Annotated in this window: 22 protein-coding genes and 1 tRNA gene; 9 read left to right on the top strand and 14 right to left on the bottom strand. The window is 69.0% G+C overall.

Features of this window, described 5'->3' with window-relative positions:
- Positions 1 to 57 precede the first annotated feature (57 nt).
- On the top strand, positions 58 to 1,125 hold the full coding sequence (locus tag ETD85_RS14390; RefSeq protein WP_138690195.1) for a PucR family transcriptional regulator: 1,068 nt from the start codon (positions 58 to 60) through the stop codon (positions 1,123 to 1,125).
- Here ETD85_RS14390 and ETD85_RS14395 read toward each other — a convergent pair.
- From ETD85_RS14395 to ETD85_RS14410, 4 genes are all read right to left on the bottom strand, one after another.
- Complete coding sequence (locus ETD85_RS14395; RefSeq protein WP_170246666.1) at positions 1,110 to 1,841, bottom strand: glycoside hydrolase family 16 protein; 732 nt, start codon at positions 1,839 to 1,841, stop codon at positions 1,110 to 1,112. The genes ETD85_RS14390 and ETD85_RS14395 overlap by 16 nt on opposite strands.
- Before the next feature lie 30 nt (positions 1,842 to 1,871).
- Positions 1,872 to 3,302 (bottom strand): AAA family ATPase, encoded by a 1,431-nt coding sequence (locus ETD85_RS14400; RefSeq protein WP_138690197.1) that lies wholly within the window; start codon positions 3,300 to 3,302, stop codon positions 1,872 to 1,874.
- 238 nt (positions 3,303 to 3,540) lie between these two features.
- Positions 3,541 to 4,644 (bottom strand): glycosyltransferase, encoded by a 1,104-nt coding sequence (locus tag ETD85_RS14405; protein WP_138690198.1) that lies wholly within the window; start codon positions 4,642 to 4,644, stop codon positions 3,541 to 3,543.
- Positions 4,645 to 4,771: 127 nt separating this feature from the next.
- A complete protein-coding gene (locus ETD85_RS14410) occupies positions 4,772 to 6,601 on the bottom strand; it encodes a SpoIIE family protein phosphatase (RefSeq protein ID WP_240779145.1) in 1,830 nt (609 codons plus the stop codon).
- Positions 6,602 to 6,660: 59 nt separating this feature from the next.
- Here ETD85_RS14410 and ETD85_RS14415 point away from each other — a divergent pair, with 59 nt between their 5' ends.
- Positions 6,661 to 7,377 (top strand): GAF and ANTAR domain-containing protein, encoded by a 717-nt coding sequence (locus ETD85_RS14415; RefSeq protein ID WP_138690199.1) that lies wholly within the window; start codon positions 6,661 to 6,663, stop codon positions 7,375 to 7,377.
- An 84-nt stretch (positions 7,378 to 7,461) separates the two neighbouring features.
- Here the strand turns inward: ETD85_RS14415 and ETD85_RS14420 are convergent, their stop codons facing one another.
- Complete coding sequence (locus ETD85_RS14420; protein ID WP_138690240.1) at positions 7,462 to 7,818, bottom strand: STAS domain-containing protein; 357 nt, start codon at positions 7,816 to 7,818, stop codon at positions 7,462 to 7,464.
- A 174-nt stretch (positions 7,819 to 7,992) separates the two neighbouring features.
- Between ETD85_RS14420 and ETD85_RS14425 the strand changes: the two genes are divergently transcribed.
- Entirely contained in the window at positions 7,993 to 8,763 is a 771-nt protein-coding gene (locus tag ETD85_RS14425) for a SigB/SigF/SigG family RNA polymerase sigma factor (protein ID WP_138690200.1), read from the top strand.
- A gap of 15 nt (positions 8,764 to 8,778) precedes the next feature.
- On the top strand, positions 8,779 to 9,192 hold the full coding sequence (locus ETD85_RS14430) for an ATP-binding protein (protein WP_138690201.1): 414 nt from the start codon (positions 8,779 to 8,781) through the stop codon (positions 9,190 to 9,192).
- 104 nt (positions 9,193 to 9,296) lie between these two features.
- On the opposite strand, the gene ETD85_RS14435 is transcribed toward ETD85_RS14430, so the two are convergent.
- The 4 genes from ETD85_RS14435 to ETD85_RS14450 form a co-directional block, all read right to left on the bottom strand.
- Positions 9,297 to 9,497 (bottom strand): hypothetical protein, encoded by a 201-nt coding sequence (locus ETD85_RS14435; RefSeq protein ID WP_138690202.1) that lies wholly within the window; start codon positions 9,495 to 9,497, stop codon positions 9,297 to 9,299.
- A 19-nt stretch (positions 9,498 to 9,516) separates the two neighbouring features.
- The gene (locus ETD85_RS14440) at positions 9,517 to 10,392 is read right to left on the bottom strand and encodes a hypothetical protein (RefSeq protein WP_138690203.1); all 876 of its coding nucleotides are present in this window, start codon (positions 10,390 to 10,392) and stop codon (positions 9,517 to 9,519) included.
- Between the two features lie 5 nt (positions 10,393 to 10,397).
- Positions 10,398 to 10,943, bottom strand: coding sequence for a hypothetical protein (locus ETD85_RS14445; protein WP_138690204.1), 546 nt, complete (start codon positions 10,941 to 10,943; stop codon positions 10,398 to 10,400).
- A gap of 69 nt (positions 10,944 to 11,012) precedes the next feature.
- The gene (locus ETD85_RS14450; protein WP_240779146.1) at positions 11,013 to 11,444 is read right to left on the bottom strand and encodes a hypothetical protein; all 432 of its coding nucleotides are present in this window, start codon (positions 11,442 to 11,444) and stop codon (positions 11,013 to 11,015) included.
- An 87-nt stretch (positions 11,445 to 11,531) separates the two neighbouring features.
- Between ETD85_RS14450 and ETD85_RS14455 the strand changes: the two genes are divergently transcribed.
- A tRNA-Pro gene (locus ETD85_RS14455) sits at positions 11,532 to 11,608 on the top strand.
- Positions 11,609 to 11,671: 63 nt separating this feature from the next.
- Here ETD85_RS14455 and ETD85_RS14460 read toward each other — a convergent pair.
- From ETD85_RS14460 to ETD85_RS14465, 3 genes are all read right to left on the bottom strand, one after another.
- Positions 11,672 to 12,751 (bottom strand): tyrosine-type recombinase/integrase, encoded by a 1,080-nt coding sequence (locus tag ETD85_RS14460; protein ID WP_240779147.1) that lies wholly within the window; start codon positions 12,749 to 12,751, stop codon positions 11,672 to 11,674.
- A gap of 140 nt (positions 12,752 to 12,891) precedes the next feature.
- On the bottom strand, positions 12,892 to 13,347 hold the full coding sequence (locus ETD85_RS63085; protein ID WP_170246665.1) for a hypothetical protein: 456 nt from the start codon (positions 13,345 to 13,347) through the stop codon (positions 12,892 to 12,894).
- Positions 13,344 to 13,688, bottom strand: a complete 345-nt coding sequence (locus ETD85_RS14465) for a hypothetical protein (RefSeq protein WP_138690205.1) — start codon at positions 13,686 to 13,688, stop codon at positions 13,344 to 13,346. Before ETD85_RS14465 ends, ETD85_RS63085 begins: the two co-directional genes overlap by 4 nt.
- A 324-nt stretch (positions 13,689 to 14,012) precedes the next feature.
- On the opposite strand from ETD85_RS14465, the gene ETD85_RS14475 reads away from it, so the two are divergent.
- Entirely contained in the window at positions 14,013 to 14,789 is a 777-nt protein-coding gene (locus tag ETD85_RS14475; protein ID WP_138690207.1) for a phospholipase D-like domain-containing protein, read from the top strand.
- 724 nt (positions 14,790 to 15,513) lie between these two features.
- On the opposite strand, the gene ETD85_RS14485 is transcribed toward ETD85_RS14475, so the two are convergent.
- Positions 15,514 to 16,788 (bottom strand): phytase, encoded by a 1,275-nt coding sequence (locus ETD85_RS14485; protein WP_138690208.1) that lies wholly within the window; start codon positions 16,786 to 16,788, stop codon positions 15,514 to 15,516.
- A gap of 168 nt (positions 16,789 to 16,956) precedes the next feature.
- Positions 16,957 to 18,126, bottom strand: coding sequence for an ABC transporter substrate-binding protein (locus tag ETD85_RS14490; protein ID WP_138690209.1), 1,170 nt, complete (start codon positions 18,124 to 18,126; stop codon positions 16,957 to 16,959).
- Between the two features lie 209 nt (positions 18,127 to 18,335).
- Here ETD85_RS14490 and ETD85_RS14495 point away from each other — a divergent pair, with 209 nt between their 5' ends.
- The 3 genes from ETD85_RS14495 to ETD85_RS14505 all read left to right on the top strand — a co-directional run bounded on the left by ETD85_RS14495 (position 18,336) and on the right by ETD85_RS14505 (position 20,973).
- Positions 18,336 to 19,076 carry a GntR family transcriptional regulator gene (locus tag ETD85_RS14495; protein WP_206058310.1) on the top strand — a complete coding sequence of 247 codons (741 nt, stop codon included), beginning with the start codon at positions 18,336 to 18,338 and terminating at the stop codon, positions 19,074 to 19,076.
- Between the two features lie 86 nt (positions 19,077 to 19,162).
- Positions 19,163 to 20,134, top strand: a complete 972-nt coding sequence (locus ETD85_RS14500) for a Gfo/Idh/MocA family protein (protein WP_138690210.1) — start codon at positions 19,163 to 19,165, stop codon at positions 20,132 to 20,134.
- Complete coding sequence (locus ETD85_RS14505; protein ID WP_138690211.1) at positions 20,131 to 20,973, top strand: TIM barrel protein; 843 nt, start codon at positions 20,131 to 20,133, stop codon at positions 20,971 to 20,973. The genes ETD85_RS14500 and ETD85_RS14505 overlap by 4 nt, the downstream gene beginning before the upstream one ends.
- Positions 20,974 to 20,989 lie beyond the last annotated feature (16 nt).

Below are 20,989 nucleotides of genomic sequence, written 5' to 3' on the forward strand. Positions count from 1 at the left end.
CAGCTCAGAGGGGGCCATCGACGCGCGTAACGCCGCATATGGCAGGCTGTCATACAAATGCACAACACCGCAGATCTGCAAGAGATCGTCGACGAGATCGCCGCCCGGCTGGGCGCGTCCGCGACGCTGGAGGACCGCTCGTTCCGCCTGCTGGCGTACGGGGCGCAGCACGGCGACATCGACACGGTCCGCCAGGAGTCGATCCTGCGCCGGCGGGCCACGGGCGAGGTGCGCGACTACTTCGAACGCTACGGCATCGCCAGGGCGCCCGGCCCGGTCCGGATCCCCGGGGACGCCGAGCTCAAGGTGCTGGGCCGGATCTGCTGGCCGCTGCGGCACGCCGACGTCACCTACGGCTATCTCTGGCTGCTCGACTCGGGCGAGCTCACCGACGCGGCGCTGCAGGCCGCCGCCCCGCTCGTCGCCAGGGCCGCCGCCGCGCTCGCCCAGGAGGCGAGGAGCCGGCAGGACGTCGGGCGCGGGCTGCTCGCGCTGTTCTCGTCCGACCCGGAGGAGCGCGCGGGCGCCGCCATCGACCTGCCCGGCCCGGTCACGGCCATCGCCGTGCGCGAGTCCGACGAGCGCGTGGCCGCGCTCTGGACGCTCCCGCGCGGCGTCCTGGCCCGTACGGGCTCGCCCGTCGCGCTGCTCGCCCCAGCCCACCTGGCGGGCGAGGTGGCGCAGACCGTCCAGAGCGCGTACGGCACCGCCGCCGGGGTGGGCGGGCCCAGGCCCGACCCGGCCGACGCCTGGCTGAGCTGGCGCGAGGCCCGGCAGGCGCTGCGCATCGCCGAGCACTTCCCCCGGCACGCCCCCATCGCCCACTGGGCGGACCTCGGCGTGCACCGCCTGCTGGCCAGGCTCGGCCAGCAGGACCTGCGCGAGCTGGCCGCCGAGACCGCGGCGCTGGACGCCGAGCTGGCGCAGACCGTGGAGGTCTACCTCGATCGCGGCGGCCACGCCCAGAAGAGCGCCGCCGAGCTCGGCATCCACCGCCAGACGCTCTACTACCGGCTGGGCAAGGCCGAGCGCCTCACGCACAGGGACCTGTCGGACGGTGACGACCGGCTGGCCGTCCACCTGGGGCTCAAGGCGGCCCGGCTGCGCGCTCAGGAGGCCCGGTAGATCTTCACCCAGTCCACGTACATCGACACCGTGCGGGGCGTGGCGGAGTCGCGGCAGCGCGGCTCGCACACCACGTCGTTCTGCAGCGCCAGGCTCATCTTCCGCGCGTCCGGGACGTGCCGGCCGCGGTAGTCCCACACCTTCCTGCCGTCCAGCCAGAACGTCAGCCGCCCGGGCAGCCAGTCCACCGCCACGGTGTGCCACTTGGTGAAGTCGGCCCGCAGCACCCGCCGCGCCCTGCCCTGCCCGCTGTGCACGAAGATGCCGCCGCCCTGCCGCCGGGGATCGACGATCTCGGCGAAGTTGACCTCCGAGTAGCCGTCGCCCTCGCTCTGCGACGTGGGCCAGAGCAGCGCCACCGGCGTGTACCCGGCGCCCGCCTCGGCCTTGAACCTGACCTCCCACCGGCCGTAGCGCTGGGCGAGCCGGGTGGCCACGCCGCCGGACAGGTCCTTGCCGCCGTACATGCCGCCCTTGAGGCGCAGCACCCCGTTCGCGACCGTCGCCGCCTTCCCGGTACGGGGATTACGCTCCGCCTGGGGCGAATGGTAGATCATCCATTTGCTCGTGTTGATCGAGGAGCCGTTGAAGTTCTCCACGAGCGCGGGGGCGCCCCAGGAGGCCGGCTGTGTGGTCGTCTGCGCGTGTGCGGTCTGGGGGAGGGCCGCGACGCCCATGAGCGCCGCCGCCGCCACGATCGAACTGCGTTTGGACATGCCGACCATCGAAGCAAAGATTCGCTCCCGTTACAGGCCATCCGCCCCATTCGTCTCATGGGTATAGCTGAGCGCCGGTCTGGGGGCGCCGAGCAGCGAGCGGGTCAGCGCCTCGTGGCCACGCAGCATCTCCTCCAGGGCGGCCGCCAGGTGCGCGGCCGAAGGCGTCTCCCCGGCGGACCCCTCCCGCAGGGACACCAGCACCGCCCGGCGCAGCAGCTCCTTGAAGAACGACGCGGTCATCCCGTCCGTCCTGGCCACCAGCGGCTCCAGGTCAGCCTCGGGGAGCGGCCCCGCCCCGTACAGGCGCAGGAGCGCCAGCCGGCAGCGCGCGTCCGGCCTCGGCACCTCCACGGCCAGATCCACCCGGCCCGGCCGGTTCGCCAGGGCCTCCTCCAGCACCTCGGCCCGGTTCGTGGTGAGCACGAACGTGACGTCGGCGTCCGCGCCGATCCCGTCCATGGCGTCGAACAGGGTGAACAGCAGCGGGCTGCCCTCGTCGGAGAAGCGGCGGTCATGCGCAACCAGGTCCACGTCCTCCACGACCACGATGGCCGGCTGCAGCCGCCTGGCCAGGGCCGCCGCCTCGGAGATGAAGCGCATCGCCGTACCGGCCATGACCAGGACCGTCACGCCCGGCATGCGGCCCATCAGATAGCGCACCGTGTGCGTCTTGCCGGTCCCGGGCGGGCCGTGCAGCAGCAGCCCGCGCTTGAGGTGCTGGCCACGGGCCAGCAGCGCCTCGGCGTGCTCGCCGATGCCGGCCACGTGCCGCTCGACCGTCTCCAGCACCCCTTCGGGCAGGATCACCTCGGCGGGGCCGAGCGACGGGCGCGGCAGGAACGTCACCAGGCTGTTGCCCCGGTGCTCCGAGACGCCGAAGGTGAGGATCTGGCCGCGCAGCGCGTCGTTCAGCCGCATCAGCCGCTCGATCTCCTCCCTGGCGGCGGTGGCGCTCTCGCGCGAGGTCGCGATCACCTCCACCCGGCAGCCTTCCTTGCCGTACTCCTCGGCGGGGCCGCGCAGGCCGATCGCGATGGGCGCGCCGTCCGGGGCCGTCGTCAGGGCCAGGCCGAACGAGACGACCTCCATCGTCTCGTCCGGGCCCACGGACACGGTGGCGTAGTCGACGGCGCCGATGTCGTACTGCTCGAACCCGCGGCCGGCCGTGGTCAGGATGTCGATGATGTCGTTGTGCTCGCGGCCCTGCCCCGACACGCCGAACCAGTCGGCCCCGCCGCGTGCCGCCAGGTAGGCGTCCACTCCCTGATGGAGGCTGGCGAGCTCCCAGTTCCGGAAGCTCTGGGTGACGCAGACGGCGTTCCTCAGCTCGCACGCCAGGTGGCCGGTCACCCGCGAGACCAGGACGGGAACGGGCCGGGACTCGTCGATCAGGTTGTAGGCCTCGTGGACCAGCCTCTGGAGCGCGTGTGCCAGCGATCGTGCGTCATCGATCTCCATGCGGGCCAGACTGGCACACGGCTACCGGAAGCGCGCGCGGATATCTCGGGCGGATATTTGGGGCGGATATTTCGCCTGGAGCCCGCCTGCGTCGGACGTCCGGGCCGGACCCGGGCCGGGCATGGTGCTGGACAGGGGCCGGACATGGTGCTGGACACGGGCCGGACATGGTGCTGGACACGGGCCGGACATGGTGCCGGCAGGTGGCTCGCGCCACCTGCCGGAGTGTGCTCGCGTGTCAGGCGCAGGCCGCCTCGTAGACCCGGACGAGCTCCTGGCTGACGCGCTCCCACGAGTAGCGCGAGCGCGCCCTGTCGGCCCCGGCGTAGCCGAGCGCCGTGCGCAGGGTCGGGTCCCACAGCAGCTCGCGGGCCAGCCGCGCGGTGCTCGCGGGACGGTCCGGCGGCACCAGCAGGCCGGTGACGCCGTCGATGATGGAGTCGAGGTGCGCCCCGACGGCCGAGGCGATCACCGGTACGCCGCAGGCCATGGCCTCCAGCGCGACGATCCCCGTCCCGGCCTCGCGCGGCACCGACACCACGGCGTCCGCGCTGCGCATCAGCTTGGGCACCGCGGCCCGCTTCACCTGGCCCAGCAGCGTCACCCGGTCGGAGACGCCGAGCTGCTCGGCCAGGGCGCGCAGGCGGCGCGCGTCCCTGTCGTGGTCGAGGTCCTCGGGCTCGGGCCCGCCCGCGATGACGAGCTCCACGTCGCCGAGCCCCTGCAGCGCCCGCACGATGGTGTGCGCGCCGCGTTCGGTGGAGAGCGGTCCCACGTGCAGCAGGCGCTTGCGGGTGCCCTTCGTGGCGATGGCGCCGCGGCGCTGGAAGCGCTCGGTGTCCACGCCGTAGGGGACGATGGCGATGTTGCCGCGCGGGACGCCGAGCCTGATCAGCGCCGATTCCTCGTCGCCCGATCCGGCGATCACCGCGTTGGCGCGGCGGCCGAGCGCGCGCTCCAGCTTCATGTGGGTCGCGTCCGTGGTGTGGAACGTCTGCGTGACCGGTACGTTCAGCCCCTTCGCGCCGGCCACCGCGGCCAGGCCGGAGGTCCACGAATGCGCGTGGATCACGTCAGGCCGGTCCTGGGCCCAGCGCAGGCTCAGCTGCTGGCCGACGTCGTTGAGGTATGGGACGACCTCGTCTGCCGCAAGCTCCTTGGCCGGCCCCACGTCGATGTGCTCGAGCGTGACACCCGGGGCCACCCGCGTCTTGGGCTTGCCTTCGGTGTTGTCACGACGGGAGTAAATGGTGACGTGGTGCTCGCGACCCAGCTCACGGGCGACGGCGAGAATCCGGTGGCGCTGGTTTCCGCCTGCAGAAGCGATGATAGCGATATTCATGGCACACCTCAGCGTGGAAAGCCTTCAAGGTGTGCCTGCGTCTTAGGCACGTCGTTCTACGTACGAACCATACCCAGATTTGCCGCAATCGCAAACCCTCGCAGATCGGACACTTCGGACCTGCAGGTCAGACGCCTCGCAAGGCGAAAACCACTACCTCGTCCCACACCGGGCCTTCCGAGAAGGCGTGCCGGTCCGCCTCCACCGTCTTGACCACGGTCGCCGGCGCCTGGCCCACGCAGCGGCCGAGCACGTCGGCCAGCCGCTCCTCGCCGTACGGCTCGCCCCGCTCGTTCCTGGAGGAGATCAGGCCCTCCGAGTAGAGCACCAGCGTCTCCCCGGCGGCGACCGTCAGCGTCTCCACCTCGGTCTCCAGCTCGGGGGAGATGCCCAGCGGCACGCCGCCGCCGGTGGCGAAGCGCACGCCGCCGTTGGACTGCAGCAGCGCGGCGGGGTGGTGCCCGGCGGACGAGAGCTTGATCGTACGTCCCCGCACGAACCCCGCCACCGCCATCACGAACATCCCCGTGCCCTGCGCGACCAGGGCCTCGTTCACCTTGCGCATCGCCAGGTCGGGATCGGACTCCCAGACGCTCAGCACCCGCAGCCCGCCGCGCACCATCGCGCTGACCGAGGCCGCCTCCTCGCCCTTGCCGGCCGCGCCGCCGAGCACGAACCCCCACCCGCCGGAGACGGGGAAGACGTCGTAGAACTCGGCGCCCACCGACGATCCCGGGTGGTAGAAGGCGGCCGCCTCGTAGCCGGGGATGTCCGGCAGGTTGCGCGGCGCGACGCTGGCCGACAGCGCGTCCGCGGCCCGCGAACGGATCTGGAAGCTGCTCTGCGCGCGTACGGCGAGGCCGAGCTGCAGCCCCACCTCCTGCATGACGGCCAGATCCGCCAGCGCGAACGGCGGCTTGTCGTGCGCCCGCACCAGCGTCAGCACGCCGTCCGACGGGCCGATCGGCACGCTCAGCAGCGATCCGGCCCCCATCGCGGTCAGCAGCGGCCCCTCCGCGCAGAACCCGAGCAGCGTCTCGTCGTCCACCATCTCCTGCACCATGCCGGAGCCGCGCTCCAGCACCTGCGTCACGACCTGGCTGCCGGCCGGATCGGCGGACTCCACCCGGCGGACGAGCTCGCCGATCGGCTGGTCCTTGGGCCCCACGACGACCGAGCGGTACGGCAGCCCGTCGCGTACGAGGTCGGCGATCACCCAGTCCGCCCACTCGGCCGCCAGCAGCCTGGTGGCCCTCGGCAGCGCCACCGGGCGCAGCAGCGCCTCCTCGTCGAGCAGCAGCGTGGCCATCTTGACCAGCAGGTCCTGCCGCTTGGCCAGGGCCAGCAGCAGCCCGCCGTCGGTCTGCTCGGGCCGTACGCCCGGCTCGGGGAGCTGCACCTCGGTCGGCAGCGCCACCGCCGCCACCATCTGCTGCGGCTCGCCCGGCATCGTCAGCCTGGTCAGCGCCACCTGCACCGTGTGCGTCCTGCCCTGGTGCGCCAGCCGCGTCTCGAAAGCCGCCGGCTGGCCGGTCTGCAGCACCGACGTCAGGTGGGAGCGGAACGCCGCCCGCCGCGAGACGTCCACCAGCAGCGGGAACGACCGGCCGACCAGATAGCCGTCCGGGCTGCCGAGCATCCGCGAGGTCTCGGGGTTGATCCGCCGCACGACGCCGCCGCCGTCCAGCACGACGACGGGCACCGGAAAGGCCCGGAAGACCTGGCGCAGCAGCTTCAGCTCCCGCTGGGTGCCGTCCTTCTTCCCGCTCGCCCGTTTGGGCGCCTTACGCAGCTCCTGACGGGCTTCGGCCAGCAGTTCCGCCGCCGTGTCGAGCTCGGCGAGCGCGGCGTCGAGGGTTGGGGCGAGGTCGGCGGGATAGGCGGTCCTCGCTTCGCGCAAGGATGAAACGCGCCCGGCCAGCGCGTCCAGCGCGTGTTCGAGGTCCGGCATGGTCATGTTCTGAACGCTACGCCACTCGGGATAATGGTAGCCATATGGGGTAGAAGCTTGTTGCTATGGAATCGACCGCGATGATCACCCCCGGTCTCGCCCGTGACTTGGCTGTGCTGGGACGACTGGGCGAGGACACTTCGACAGAGAGCGTGCTGCGCGGGCTGACGACGGCCCTGGCCGCGGGCGTCCCCGGCTGCTCGGGAGCCTCGGCCGAACACTGGCGCGACCAGCGGGTGCTGGTCTCCGGCTCCCACAGCGAGCTCATCATGCTCGTCGAGGGCGAACGCGAGCTGGGCGAGGGCCCGTCCATCGAGGCCAGGCAGAGCGGCGGCCGGGTCGCCGTGTCCGACGTGCTGTCCGAGGGCCGCTGGCCCCGCTACGACGCGCTGGCCAGCCGCTGGGGCGTACGCTCGGCGCTCGTCGTCCCCATCGAGGTGACGCCCGCCACCCTGCTCGTCGGCCTCTATTCGGTACGTCCCGGGGCCTTCTCCCCGCAGGGCGCCCACTCGCTCGCCGAAATGCTGACCGAGCAGGTCGGCGTGGCCATGTCGAACATGTGGGAGTTCGAGGAGGTGCGCACCGACGCGGCCCAGCTCCAGGAGGCCCTCGCCGGACGGTCGGTGATCGACCAGGCCAAGGGCATCATCATGCAGACCAGCAACTGCAGCGCGGAGGCGGCCTTCGAGGAGCTGCGCCGGATCTCCCAGCACCATCAGGTCAAGGTGGCCGACCTGGCCAGGCTCCTGGTGGAGGAGCACCAGCGCAAGTCGAAGCGCTGACCTCCTGCTCACCGGGGCTTTTCCGCTCGCTGGGGGCTTATCCGCCGGGCGGCCGATCCGAGGGGTGTTCATGGGGACGGGTGCTCATTTGATGGCCGCCAAGGCGTCGCCGAGTGTGTCGTAGAGGGGCAGCCGCTGGGCCAGCCCAGTGATCCACATCACCTTCGACTTCGAGTATTCGACTCCTATCAGGGCGAACTTGGCACCTGAGGCCAGGCTCGTCTGCCAATGGTGGACGATGAGCCCGAGCGCGCGCGAGTCCATGAACGTCACCCCGGCCAGATCCAGGATGAGGTTGGTGCCCGCCATCGCCAGGTAGTCGGCGAACTGCTCGCGTGTCGTGGCGTCGAGCACGCCGTCGACCTTGATCACGGTGATCTCGTCCACGGTCGAAGACGTGAGGCTCAGGGCCGCTACGGGCCCGTCGCCGTTTTCCGGCATTGTCACGGAGCAACCCTACTGTCACCGCACCAGAGAGGAATACTTCTGGCGTCATGGGGGACACTGGATCCGAAGTCCAGCAGAGGGCTTTCGTCTCGAGTGTAGAGCGAGGCGTGCCTCTGCCTGGGCTTTTCTGCTTGGTGAGGCCGCCTGCGATCCATATGAGGAGCAGCGATGGCTGTGCAGGAATACGTCCTCGAGGAGATGACAGCAGAAGACCTACTGGCCGAAATGGTCAGGGAAGAGACTCCGGACGGTCTGAAGGAGCGGCTGCGCGAGCGCATCGTGGAGATGCACCGGCCGCTCGCCATGGAGATCGCCAGACGCTACCGCTATCGGGGCGAACCTTTGGAAGATCTCCTCCAGGCCGCGTATGTTGGCCTGATGAAGGCCGTCAACGGCTTCGACCCGACGCTCGGCCACGCGTTCAGGGGCTATGCGGTCGTCACCATGACCGGTGAGGTCAAGCGCCACTTCCGCGACCGCACCTGGGCGATCCGGGTGCCGCGCCTCTACCAGGAGCGCCGCTCGGAGCTCAACCGGCTCGTCGCCGATCTCAGCCAGGACCTCGGCCGGTCGCCGACGGTGGCCGAACTGGCCGCCAAGATGAACATCACAGAGGAGGACGTCCTGCTGACACTCGACGCCTCCGCCGCGTACAGCACCTTGTCGCTCGACGCGCCGCTCGGCACCGACGACGACGCCGCCTCGCTCGGCGACGTCATCCCCGAGGACGACGACACACTGAGCAACATGGTCGACAGGGAAGCCGTCAAGCCGCTCATCGACGCGCTGCCCTCCCGCGAGAAGCACATCCTGTTGCTGCGGTTCTTCGGCAACATGACGCAGGCCGAGATCGCCGCCGAGTTCGGGATCTCCCAGATGCATGTCTCGCGCATCCTTCGCAAAGTTCTCGACCAGCTGCGTACCGAGCTGGTCGGCTGAAAAGGCGGTCGTCGGGTGAACGAGGACGTCGAGCCTCAGTCGGGCTACACGAGCCCGCCACCCGGCGCGCCCGTGAAAAGACTCGGCTTCCGGCTGCCGGATCTGCCCGAGGTCCGGCAGTTCGCCGAGGACGAGGCCCGCGAGGCCGGCATGCCCGAGGAGGCCGTCGGCGACTTCGTCATCGCGGTCAACGAGGTGGCCACCAACGCCGTCACACACGGAGCCGACCGGGCGGTCCTGCGTACCTGGCTGGTGAACGGCGACATGATCGTCGAGGTGCACGACGAGGGCGCCTGGAAGCCCGGCCCGCGGCCGGGCGCGGTCGGCGGGATGGGCCTGTGGGTGGCCCGGCTGCTCTCTTCCGACCTGACGCTGCGCGTCGGCGCCGGCGGCAGCACGGTCATCATGCGCTTCCCCGGCAAGGAGTGACCCCTTACGAAAAAGGGAGGCGCTTCCCCGGCAAGCAGTGACCCCATCCAAAAGGCCCTACGAAAAAGGGAGGCCGCCATCGGCGACCTCCCTTTTCTGCCGGCTCAGCGGCGGGCACGGCCACCGCGCCAGTTGCTGTAGCCGGAACGGATGCTGGCCGTGCCGACCCCCGCCTGGTGCAACGCCAGCAGGGTCAGCCCCAGCAGCGCGAACGTCATGCCGGAGAAGCCTCCGGGAATCCGCGCGCCTACCAGGTCGAGCAGGAAGCCCAGCCCGAAAATGATCGCAGCGACGATTGCGAGCATGTCAGGTCACCTCGATCCTTCATCTCTGGAACTGTTGGGGGGACTTGCTGGACAGGGCCAGCAGGCGCTCCAGGACACTCCTGTAGTCGCGCAGAGCCAGGCGCAGCTCCTCGGTGTCCGAGGTCTCCGCGTCCTTCCAGCGGTCGCGCAGGGCGCTCGTACGGCTGGTGAGGGTGCTGGTGAGGGATTCCACCACCTCGCTCACGAGCCCGTCGGCCTGCTGGACCGACTCGCCCGGGTCGTCCACGAAGGAGGCCTGCAGCTCGCGCCAGCGGGCCTGCACCTCGACCGGGTCCTGATCGAACAGGAAGACGTCCTGGGGAGCGGCGTGGGCCGGCACCTCGTCGGCTGCCGCCGGGGTGTGCGCGGGGTCCGGCTGCGCGTCGGTCAGCATGTCGCCGCCGGTCGTGGCGTAAGGGTCGCGGTAGGGGGAGTCGTCGTCCGAGACCGTCACGGCGCCGGGAAGCGGGGTCGCGTGCTCGTCGCCGGCGCGGGGGGTCTGGCGGCCCGGCTCGTCGTCGTAGTCGCCGGGGGTGCGCTCGCCAGGGGGGAGCTCTTCGGTCGGCCGCTCGCTACGGGCGAACTCGTCGTCGTCGGGCAGCGCGCCGCCAGGGACGGGCGCGTGATCGTCGGCCAGCGGCCCGGTACGACCGGGCATCCGGTCATCGAACTCGTCCCGGCCATCCAGCGCGTCACGGTCGTGCCCGGCCAGATCGTTGTGACCGTCACGCTCGTGTGCGGTCAGCTCGTCGTGCTCGTCCCGGTCACGCTCGTGCGCGGCCAGGTCGGTCCGCGGGAACTCGTCGCCTTCGCGGCCCGGCTCCCTGTCCCTCTCATCCTCCTCTTCGATCCGATCCGCCCGCTGCGACGGCACTTTCAGCTCGTCGCTACCCATATCGTTCACCGTCCTCGCGTGGTCTCATGCAGCAGTTCTTCGAACAGCGCGCGGTAGTGCACCATGGCCTGCCGGAGCTCCTCCGTGGAGGCTTCCTTCCGGGCCGCCCGTCCGCTGATCTCGTGCGCCGTCCTGTAGTGGTCGAGAGTCGCCGCATGCCCCACCGAAAGGTCGGACAGCCGCTGCTCGAAGTCCTCGGTCGGGTAACCCCGCTCCGCCATGACCGCCGTGACCAGCTGATCCGCCTCGGTCACCGCGAACCCGGGCGCGTCCACGAAGCGCTCCTGCACCTCGGTCCACCGGTTCGCGTAGCTGTCACGCGACTCGTCCGTCAGGGGACGGATGTCGAGCTCGGAATGCCGCTGCTCGCGACTGATGAGCTCCTGCTCCGCCTCCCGCCGGTTGTCGTGCTCGGCGACTATGCGTTCGTACTCGGGGCCGAAACGTTCGCGGAGATGAGAGCGGCGCTTTTGCTGCTGCAGCATGTAGCCAACTGCGGCGAGCGCCACCACCGCGACCACGACGACGGCCACCCAGATGAAGGTGGTCATGATGTTCGCCTCCGGTCTCTGTGTTGAGACCTGCGACTGCCCTCGAACAGGTATGTCGAAACGCGAGGGTCAGTAAGCTTCCAGGCCTTTCCTGGCCAGAGCCAGCACGTTCGCGACGTGTGAGCCCTCTGGGGAGGCGGGGATCTCGGTGAATCCCTCCGTTGGGTCGTAGACCACGTCCAGCCCCGCGTCGACCAGCCGCTCGGCCCACCGCAAGGCGGTGTTCAGCCGCTCGGCCGCGGGCGGCTTCCCCTGGGCGGCGGCCGACAGGTTGCGCAGATTGGTGGCCGGCCCGGACTGGGCGTGCGCGCGGGCGAGCTTCCACGGGACGGCGCCGCTGTGGTCGAGCATCGGCTTGGCCAGCCCGGCGGCCCGCTTGGCCTGCAGCACCCCCGACTCGCTGACGCCGAAGTGAGCGGCCAGCTCCTGCACGCTCATCCCGGCGGTGACCAGCCTGGCCAGCTCCTTGCGATCAATGGTCGGCCTGCGCCCCACAGCCACCTCCGCTCCCGCTCTCGGTGTGCACGCGCACCTCCGATGTGCGCTAAGGTTATGACGTCCCGCCCCGCAGGGGGCGGCCGACACAACCGGGACGTAGCGCAGCTTGGTAGCGCACTTGACTGGGGGTCAAGGGGTCGCAGGTTCAAATCCTGTCGTCCCGACCAGGGTTTCACTGGTCGAGCAGGGTGTCACTCTCTAGGGTGGCACCCTTTCGCATTGATAAGTGACTACCGGGCGAAGAGATCATCCATCGCCGCGGCTCCTTGCAGGAGTACGGGGCGGATCTGCTTGCGGTAGACGGCTTCGGTGACGGCGGTGCCACTGTGGCCGACGAGGCGGGCGATGTCCTCCAGTGGGACACCCGAGTCGGAGAGCAGCGAGACGAAGCTGTGGCGCATCTCCCGGGGCGTCCAGTAGTACGCGGGCATCCCAGCATCCTTGACGATCTTCCTGAACGCGCGTCGTACGTTGTGAGCGTCGAGGGGTGTACCGACGAGTGAGGCGAAAACGAGGCCGTGATCCTGCCATTTTTCGCCTGCCATCTTGTGGTCATGGCGCTGTTGCAGTCGATGCGCCTTGAGCGCTTCCACGCACCGCTTGGGCAGCGCCAGGGAGCGCCGTGAGCGTTTGGTCTTGGTGTCTCCTCCTTCGCGTACAGAGCGCCACACGGCGATCCACGGTGGGATCTCCTTGTCCGGATCGCCGACGAGATCGACCTCCTCCCAAGTGAGCGCCCGCAACTCCTCCGTACGGGCACCGATCAGCAGTGAGAGGACGACGTAGGCGTACAGGCGCGAGCCCTCGGCGGCGTCGAGGAGAGCCGTCGCCTGGTCAAGGGTGAGGGACTTCGACGGGCGGCCCTCCTCGCCCTCGGGGATCTCGCAGAGGCCCACGACGTTGCGCTTCACCTTGTCGCGGGCCTGGGCGAACTTCACCGCACGGTTCAGGCATGAGTGGAGCAGCCGCACCGTTCGGGCGGCGAGTACCTCGGCCTTGCCGACGAGCCACCGGTCCACGTCTTCGCCGCTCAGCTCCCGCAGCTTGCGCGCGCCCAGGTCGGGGATGATGTGCTTCTCACAGAGGGTCCGGTAGTTGGTCGCTGTGTTCGGGCTGCGACCGTGCAGACCGTACGCGAGCCAGCTCTTTACGGCCTCGGCAACCGTGTAGTTCGCTGGGCCGCTGGCCAGCCCGTCGTCATGGTCGCGGATGATCTCCTTGAGCTTCGCCTTGGCCTCGGTCTTGGTCTTGCCGCTTGCGACCGAGACCGGCCCGACCTCGCCGCCCCCGGCAACCACCTCGACGTCCAAGCCTTCGGCTGGGACCTCGCACAACGGGACCACAACCCCGACTCCCCGCTCTTCACGGCGAACGTACACGCGAAGCCGGGCTTGACACTCCGTCCCCGGCCCGCTGCCGCTACGCGGTGAGTCGACGGCGTACGAGGTGATCACGGGTTGGCCTGTTCCAGCACGAGCCGGGCGCATTCCGCACAAGCGCGTGCGGCCGTGGGGGAGAAGGAAATAGACCAACCGCAGATTGGCAATGGGTACGCCTTCTCTCCGCACAGGCTGTTGTCCGTGCCCGCTGGCACTGCGTGCTGAACAGCATCGCGACCTGAACCTGACAGGCTAACGCGGTAGTCGGCGTCCGGGATGACTGGCCCGCTCTCTAGCGAGGAAACGAGCAGGTCGTCCCACTGGACGGGCCAGCGCCGCACCCCGCCCGGGAGGTCGGCCCAGTCGGAGTCCAGTTCCACAAGCGCCAGCGTGCCGCCGCGTAGGACATCTACCACCCGCCCGCGCTGTCCTATCAGCAACTCGCCAACAGCCCTGGTGCGGGCGGGACTGTGCAGCATGTCCACGATCTTGACCCGGCATCCGAGCTTCGCCCGGGGCTCTTTCATCTGGGGCCCGCTTCCATTGGTTGCGGGAAAGGGAGGCCGTGGATCGTTCCGGACCATGGATGCTGGCTTCGGAGGTCCGCGTAGCGGAAGGCGATCCGTCGCGCAGCCCGTGACGGCTCGATGGCCGGATGACGGGCGTACAGCACGCGCTTGCGCCGGTCGTCCCAGCCCGTCCGCCACCAGTACCACTCGCCGTCGCACCAGACCACGAGCCCGATCCACACGGACACCAGACTCAGGCCGTAGCCGTCGTGCACGTTGGTGGATACGCCATGGGCGGCGAGGGCATCGGCCAGGGCATCGGCGGCGTGCTTCTCTGGTCGGGACGAAGGGACGCTCACAGTGCCCGCTCCGCTGCTTCCTGCTCCCTCAACTGCTCGGCGAGCTGGGCGACGTCGTCGGCGTCGATCGTCTGGCAAAGGCCGTGATCTATCTCGTACTGTGACAGGCGTCGGCCGTTCCGAGTTGCCCAAAGACGTCCTGCGGAACTGCGCCAAATGCACCAGCCAGGAAAAGCTTCCTGAAGGTCTTCGAGAATTACCGGTGAGGACATGTGATCAGCGTGCTTACCGAAGAGTGACGAACCTACCGCGTTATTTAGACGTCCAGGACGTTATGGCGTTACGCTCAAAACGTCCCTGACGTCCTCCATTCCGAGGTGTACCGTGGCCAACGTCGCCCTACGCAGCGCCATGCAGAATGCCCAGGTCACAAACCAGAGGTTGGCCGACCGGTGTTGTGTGGACGTCAAGACGGTGGAACGCTGGTTGCAGGACGAAGCTCGCGTCCCGCACCTACGGCACCAGTGGGCCGCCGCAGAGGCTCTAGGAGTTGAGGCAGCCATGCTATGGCCCGACGCAATTCGCAATACGGTGAAAACGGGACCGGACAAAGAAGTGTTGTCCGTTTACCCGTATCGTTCCGCATGCCCGAAATCAATCTGGCGCAACCTCATCAACGCGGCCCGCAACGAGATCGTGTTCGCTGGCTACACGAACTACTTCCTGTGGCTGGAACACCCGAACCTGGCGAGGGTACTCAAGCGGAAGGCCCAGCAGGGCTGCAAGATCCGGTTTCTCGTCGGCGATCCTGAAAGCGACGTCACACGGAGCCGTGAAGAAGTGGAGCACGTCCCGTTGACCGTCTCCACGCGCATCCGGATCACGCTGTCGGAGATCGAGCAGCTCCGAGATGTCCCCGGCATCGAGGCTCGGTACGGTGACGAGCACATCGCCATGAGCGTGTTCCGGTTCGACGCGGAGATGCTCGTCACGCCTCATTTGGCCAAGCTCGTCGGTCACGACTCGCCGATGCTGCACCTGCGGCGTTACCAGGACGATGGTCTGTTCGACCGATTCGCCTATCATGCCTCTGAGCTGTGGAGCAACGGCCGTGACGTGTGGCAGCAGCCCCAGCCAACGGGCCAAATTCTGGGTGACTAGCTGAGTGACAATCGGCCTGGATGGCCCTGGACTCCAGGGGACTACACAGGATCGTAATCCCAGGTAGGGCGGGTACCGACGGTGATCCCGCCTCCTCGTGATGCGCCTGGGGGTCAAGGGGGCGCAGGTTCAAATCCTGTCGTCCCGACGGTTGTAAAAGGCCAGACGGTCTTGGAGTAACTCCAGGTCGACTGGCCTTTTTGCGTTGAGCGGTCAACAGGGCGATTGCGTAGGACATGGATCGGGACACCGGCGTCGGCCATCCACGTCAGGCCGGTGCGGCGTAGATCATGGCGACGGAGGTGCTCGTAGCCCAGGGCGGCCACGTCCTCGTCCCGGTGCGTGGCGTCTCTCAGAACGGCCGTGGTGATGCGGACGCCCCTCGGTCCGGTGGTACTCGTTGATGGCTCCGCTGAGCATCTTTCGGCGCCGAATCTGGCCCTCCAGCGGAACCACGACGTCCTCGTCCTGATCGAGTGGGCGTTGTCGGCGGGACTGGTGCGGGCGATGGTTGCTGGAGTGCTCGCGAACTCGTTCAGGACTGATCGAAGGTGGTCGTTCGTCATGGATCAGCATGCGGTCGGTGCGTTCGGCTCGGATGGTGCGGATCCAGCGTTCGGCGCAGCAGTTGGCTCGGGGTGTCCGCGGCTGGGTCGAGTGCAGAAGGGGCGCCGCCCGGTCGAGGGCGGCGCCCCCTGAGGCGCTTCAGAACAGGTCAGGCGACTCAGTCGCGCGGGTCCCAGCCGTCCGTGTCGACGTCCAGGTCGAGCTCGTCGGCGATGTCCTCCCACTTCGTGAACTTGAAGTTGGTGATCTCCCGGTCCCCCTCGGCCGGCGTGTTGACCCCGTCGTGGGCGATGAAGACGCCCTCGTCGAAGTCGCCCAGGGGCACGTTGAGCACGGTCGAGCCGTCGCTGACCTCGACGCCGTCGATGCCGTTGTCCGCGCCGACCCTGAACTGGCCGAGGTAGGAGTTGGAGCCCTCCCTGCGGTAGACGGCGAAGGTGTTGTCGCCCTGGCTGGAGGCCAGGAGGTAGCCCTTGCCGTCCTCGCGGTAGTAGATCGTGAGGCCTTCGGCGTCCGCGGTCAGGTGGTTGCCGCCGTAGCCCGGGTCGGCGCCGGGCGTGCACTCCTCGGTCGCGGGGTCGTACGTGCCGGGGACGCCGTACTCCCTGACCCTGTCCAGCAGCACTGGTGCGCCGGTGAGGTCGGCCCGCAGGCGCCAGATCCCGACATCCTCCTGCGCGGCGTAGAGAACGTCCCGGTTCTGGTCCACGACCATGCCCTCGACCTGCGGCAGTTCGTCCGGCTCCAGGCACGGGGTCCACTGCTGGCCGTTGGGGAGGGTGAACGACGCGGGCAGGTCCAGCGTCCTGACGAGCTGGTAGCCGACCTTGCCGCCCGGCTTGGCCAGCAGCTTGACCAGGCCGACTGAGGTCGTGTGCCGGCGGCTGACCAGCGCGTACGTGCCGGTGGAGTCCTTCCACGCCCCCAGGCCGTACGCGGTCTCGCCGTCGTTGACCTGGCCCTGGGTGGTGTTGAAGACGAACGGCGCGGCCGGGTCGGTCACGTCGGTGAGGTGGCCGTTGGAGATGGAGTAGACGCGGAGCGTGTCCCGGCCCCGGTCGGAGACGATCGCGAGATCGCGTCCGCCGAAGCCGTAGGTGACGTCGACGTTGTTGAACCGGCCGGGCTCGTCGTCGGGCCCGGGGGCGGCGGGCGCCGCGATGTGCTGGAGCTGGTGCCCGGCGAGGTCGTAGACGTTGAGTCCGCCCTCCTTGGCCGTGGTGACCACCACGCTCTTGTCGGAGTCGGACGGATGCACCCAGATCGCCGGGTCGTCGCCGTTGGAGTTGCCGCCCGCTTCGTCGTCGTACAGGGCGGGGGTCTCAACGTCAGGATGCACCGTCGGGACGGTGGAGCCGGACGCGGGGACCGCCACCCCCGCTGCGAGGGTGAACATCAAGGCTGCCAGGGAGAGCCTGGGCAGGGGACGCATTGCGCCTCCTCGTTCTGGGGGGAGTGATGAGGGGAACGTAACGACCATTTAACAAGAAATCAATAGGTCATCCTTATGTCAGGACATAAGGGCATACAGAAAGACGCTGGGCATGCGGAGGAGCCGCCGGCCGGGGTCTCCGGTCGGCGGCTGGCTCGGTGCTGGTCGTCAGCTCTTGTTGACGCGCCAGAAGTCGGAGATGGTCTGGCGGTTCTGCATGTCCCCGAGCAGGCCCTTGGGGTCGGTGTGGAAGAGCTGGCCCTGCCAGTCGCTCAGTCCGGCCGGGGTGACCAGCGGCTTGACCGTGCTGTTGCCCGAGATGCCGCCCTCGCCGATCTCGTGCTTGACGCCCTCTTCGGTCATGATGAAGTGGACGTACAGCTTCGCCGCGTTGGGGTGCTTGCTCTTGCTGGCGATCGCGACGTACTTCGGGTAGCTGAAGCCGGTGAAGGGTGCCATGCCCTCACACGTGGACTGGGTGTACCCCTTGTCCTCGTTGTTGCGGAACTTCGAGATCGACATGAAGCCGATCTTCTTGTCCGTCGCGCTCGGCGCGCCGACCGCGCCCGAGATGTCCTCGTCGGAGCCCGTCAGCACCGGCCGGTTGCCGGCCAGCCGCTTGACCCACTCGTAGGCGGCGCTCTTCTCCTCCGTCTTCAGTGCTTTGCCGTACTTGGCCTGGAACGCCTGCTCCAGGGCCTGGTTGCCGTGCGCGTCGAGCTGGGTGAAGAACGACAGCACGGTCGGCTTGCCGAGCGGATCCTGCATGACCAGCTTGCCGGCCCACTCCGGCTCGGTCAGATCCCAGATGTTCTTGACCGGGCAGCCGCCGGGGGACAGCTTGGTGTTGTAGGCGAAGACCGTGGCCTTCGACAGGGCGAGCAGCGGGTTCTGGTTCTCGGCCGGGATCTGCTCCTTCAGGTCCTGCGGAATCCAGGTCTGCGTCACGCCCTGCGGCGCCAGCTGGCCGACCAGCACGCCGCCGTCCTCGTACATCGCGGCGTCGATGGTGACGTTGTCCGCGGCGTGCTCTCTGATCATCTTCTCGGCGGTCTGCGGGGTGTCCGACTTCACGCCCTCCATGGCGATGCCGTACTTGGCCGTGAAGGCCTTCGCCACCTCCTCGATGTCGCCGCTGGAGTCGTAGACCAGCAGGCTGCCCTCCTTCTTCGCGGCGGCGACCAGCGCCTCCAGGTCGAAGTTCGCGTCGAGTGAGGGGCCGGGCAGCGCCTTGGCGGTCGCTGCCGTCGATGGGGCGTTGCCGGCCGTGGAAGGCGCGCACGCCGCAGCGGCCACCGCCAGCATCGCCACGGAGATGATCTTCGCGGTACGCCTCATGATGGCGTCACTCCTCTTACCTCTCAAAGGTTCGGAAGCGTCGTGCCAGCCCCGACGACGCCACGGTGTGCTCACGATGAACGTCATGTGAATAATTTGTCAAGACATTCTTACGTCGTCCTCACGTCGGCCCTGCTCTCGTCGCCCGAGCAGGATCTGGTCAAGTAGTCACATAGTCAGGACATATAGACGTCAGCTACCTTCAGGTCGTGATTCCGAAACTGGACATCGACCTCGACAGGGCGAGTCCCATCCCCCTCTACTTCCAGGTGGCCAAGCGGATCGCGCACGCCATCCAGGCGGGCGAGCTGCCCCCGGGCTCCAGGCTCCACAACGAGATCGAGCTCGCCGGCCAGCTGGGGCTGTCGCGCCCGACCGTGCGCAAGGCCATCCAGTGGCTGGTGGACAAGGGTCTGGTCGTCCGCAAGCGCGGCGTGGGCACCCAGGTCGTGCACAGCCGGGTCAAGCGAGCGGTCGAGCTCACCAGCCTGTACGACGACCTGCGCAGGGCGGAGCAGAAGCCGATGACCAAGGTGCTGTCCATCGAGGCGGTCGCGGCCGGGGCCGAGGTGGCGGCCGCGCTCGGGATCGCGCAGGGCGCCGACGTGGTCATGCTGGAGCGGGTCAGGTACGCGCTCGGCGAGCCGCTGGCTCTGTTGCGCAACTGGCTCCCGCTCAGGCAGCAGTCCCCGTCGGCCGAGGCCCTTGAGGAGCGCGGGCTCTATGAGCTGCTGCGCTCGGGCGGCGTCCGGATGCGGGTGGCCAACCAGCGCATCAGTGCCCGGGCCGCCAGCCCGGCGGAGGCCAGGCTGCTCGGCGAGCGGCCGTCCTGCCCGCTGCTCACCCTGGTTCGCACCGCCTTCGACGACCAGGGCAGGGGCGTGGAGCACGGCTCGCACGTCTACCGCGCCTCCCATTACTCCCTTGAGGTCACGCTCGTGGAGCGCTGACGAACTTTATCCTTATGTCAGGACAAACTGTTGACTGTTCATCAATGGTTCATCTAGAACTGGAGACCCCTGGATGAGGAGCGATCATGCGTGTGGGTCTACTGGGCCTCGGTCGGATAGGCATGTTCCATGCCACGACCCTGTCCGCTCTCGTTGACGAGCTTGTCGTCACCGACGTGGACGAGGCCAGAGCCGAGGAGGTGGCGCAACGGCTGGGAGCCCGGGTCGGAGATCCCTTCGACACGGACGCGGTAGTGATCACGACACCGACCTCCGCTCATGCCGAGGCGCTGCTGCGGGCCTGCGAGCTGAAGGTGCCGGCGTTCTGTGAGAAGCCCGCAGCCCCGACCGTGGCCGAGACCCTGCGGGTCGCCGCGGCCGTCGAGAGCAGCGGCACCGCCGTGCACATCGGCTTCCAGCGCCGTTTCGACGCCGGCTACACCGCCGCCCGCGCGGCGCTGCGCGCCGGAGAGCTCGGCCAGCTGCACCGGGTCCACCTGCTGACCGGCGACCCCGCGCCGCCTCCCGCGGAGTACGTCGCCCAGTCGGGCGGCATCTTCCGCGACTGCCACATCCACGACTTCGACATCCTGCGCTGGGTCACCGGCCACGAGGCCGATGCCGTGTACGCGGTCGGCGCCAACCGCGGCGCGGCGTTCTTCGCCGAGGCCGACGACGTTGACAACAGTGCCGCGCTCATCACCATGGACGACGGCACCCTGGTCACGCTGCAGGGCTCGCGCTACAACGGAGCCGGATACGACGTGCGGATGGAGCTGGCCGGCACCCTTGGGACCTGGGCGGCCGGGCTCGGCGACCGGACCCCGCTGCGTTCGGCGGAGGGGCTCGATCCTGACGGGCGGCCGTGGCCGGACTTCCAAAGCCGATTCGAGGCCGCGTACATCAGCGAGATGAGCGCGTTCCTGTCGATGGCGCGGGGCGAACGCGAGAGCCCCTGCACGGTCCAGGACGCCCTGGCCGCGCTCTACCTCGCCGAGGCGGCCGACCTGTCGCGCCGCGAAGGCCGCAGCGTGCGCATCGTGGAGGTGGCCAAGTGAGAATCGCCGCCGCCCCCATCTCCTGGGGAGTCTGCGAGGTCCCCGGCTGGGGTCACCAGCTCTCCGCGGAACGCGTGCTCGCCGAGATGGCCGAACTCGGCCTGACCGCCACCGAGCTTGGTCCCGAAGGCTTCCTGCCCGCCGATCAGAACCTGATCGGCCGCTACGGGCTACAGGCTGTGGGCGCATTCGTCCCCGTGGTCCTGCACGACCCCACCCACGATCCGCTGCCGGGACTGCGCGACACGTGGTCCTCCTTCAACGAAGGTACGGTCGTGGTGCTCGCCGCCGCCACCGGCCAGGACGGGTACGACACCCGCCCAGAGCTGGATGAGGCGGGCTGGCGCACCCTGCTCGGCAACCTGGACACAATCACCGGCGAGGCGGCGCGGGAGGGCCGCGTCGTCGCCCTCCACCCACATGTCGGAACCATGGTCGAGACCCGCCAGGAGGTGGACCGGGTGCTCGAAGGCTGCACGGTCGCGCTCTGCCTGGACACCGGCCACCTGCTCATCGGCGGCACCGACCCGCTGGAGGTCGTCGACCGCGCCGCCGGACGCATCGCCCACGTGCACCTCAAGGACGTGGATTCGGCGCTCGCGGCGCGGGTCAGATCCGGCGAGCTGTCCTACACCCAGGCCGTGCGCGCCGGGATCTACAGCAGGCTCGGGCTGGGCGACGTCGACGTCAAGGGCATCGTCGATGGCCTGACGGCGGCCGGATACACCGGCTGGTACGTCATGGAGCAGGACGTGATCCTCGACGCCGAGCCCCCGACGGGCGCGGGCCCGGCCGACGACGTCCGGGCCGGCGTGGCGTTCCTGCGTGGCCTGACGTGAGCCCGCCCGAAGTGCT

It is taken from the genome of Nonomuraea zeae, assembly GCF_005889725.1.
GTDB lineage: Bacteria > Actinomycetota > Actinomycetes > Streptosporangiales > Streptosporangiaceae > Nonomuraea > Nonomuraea zeae.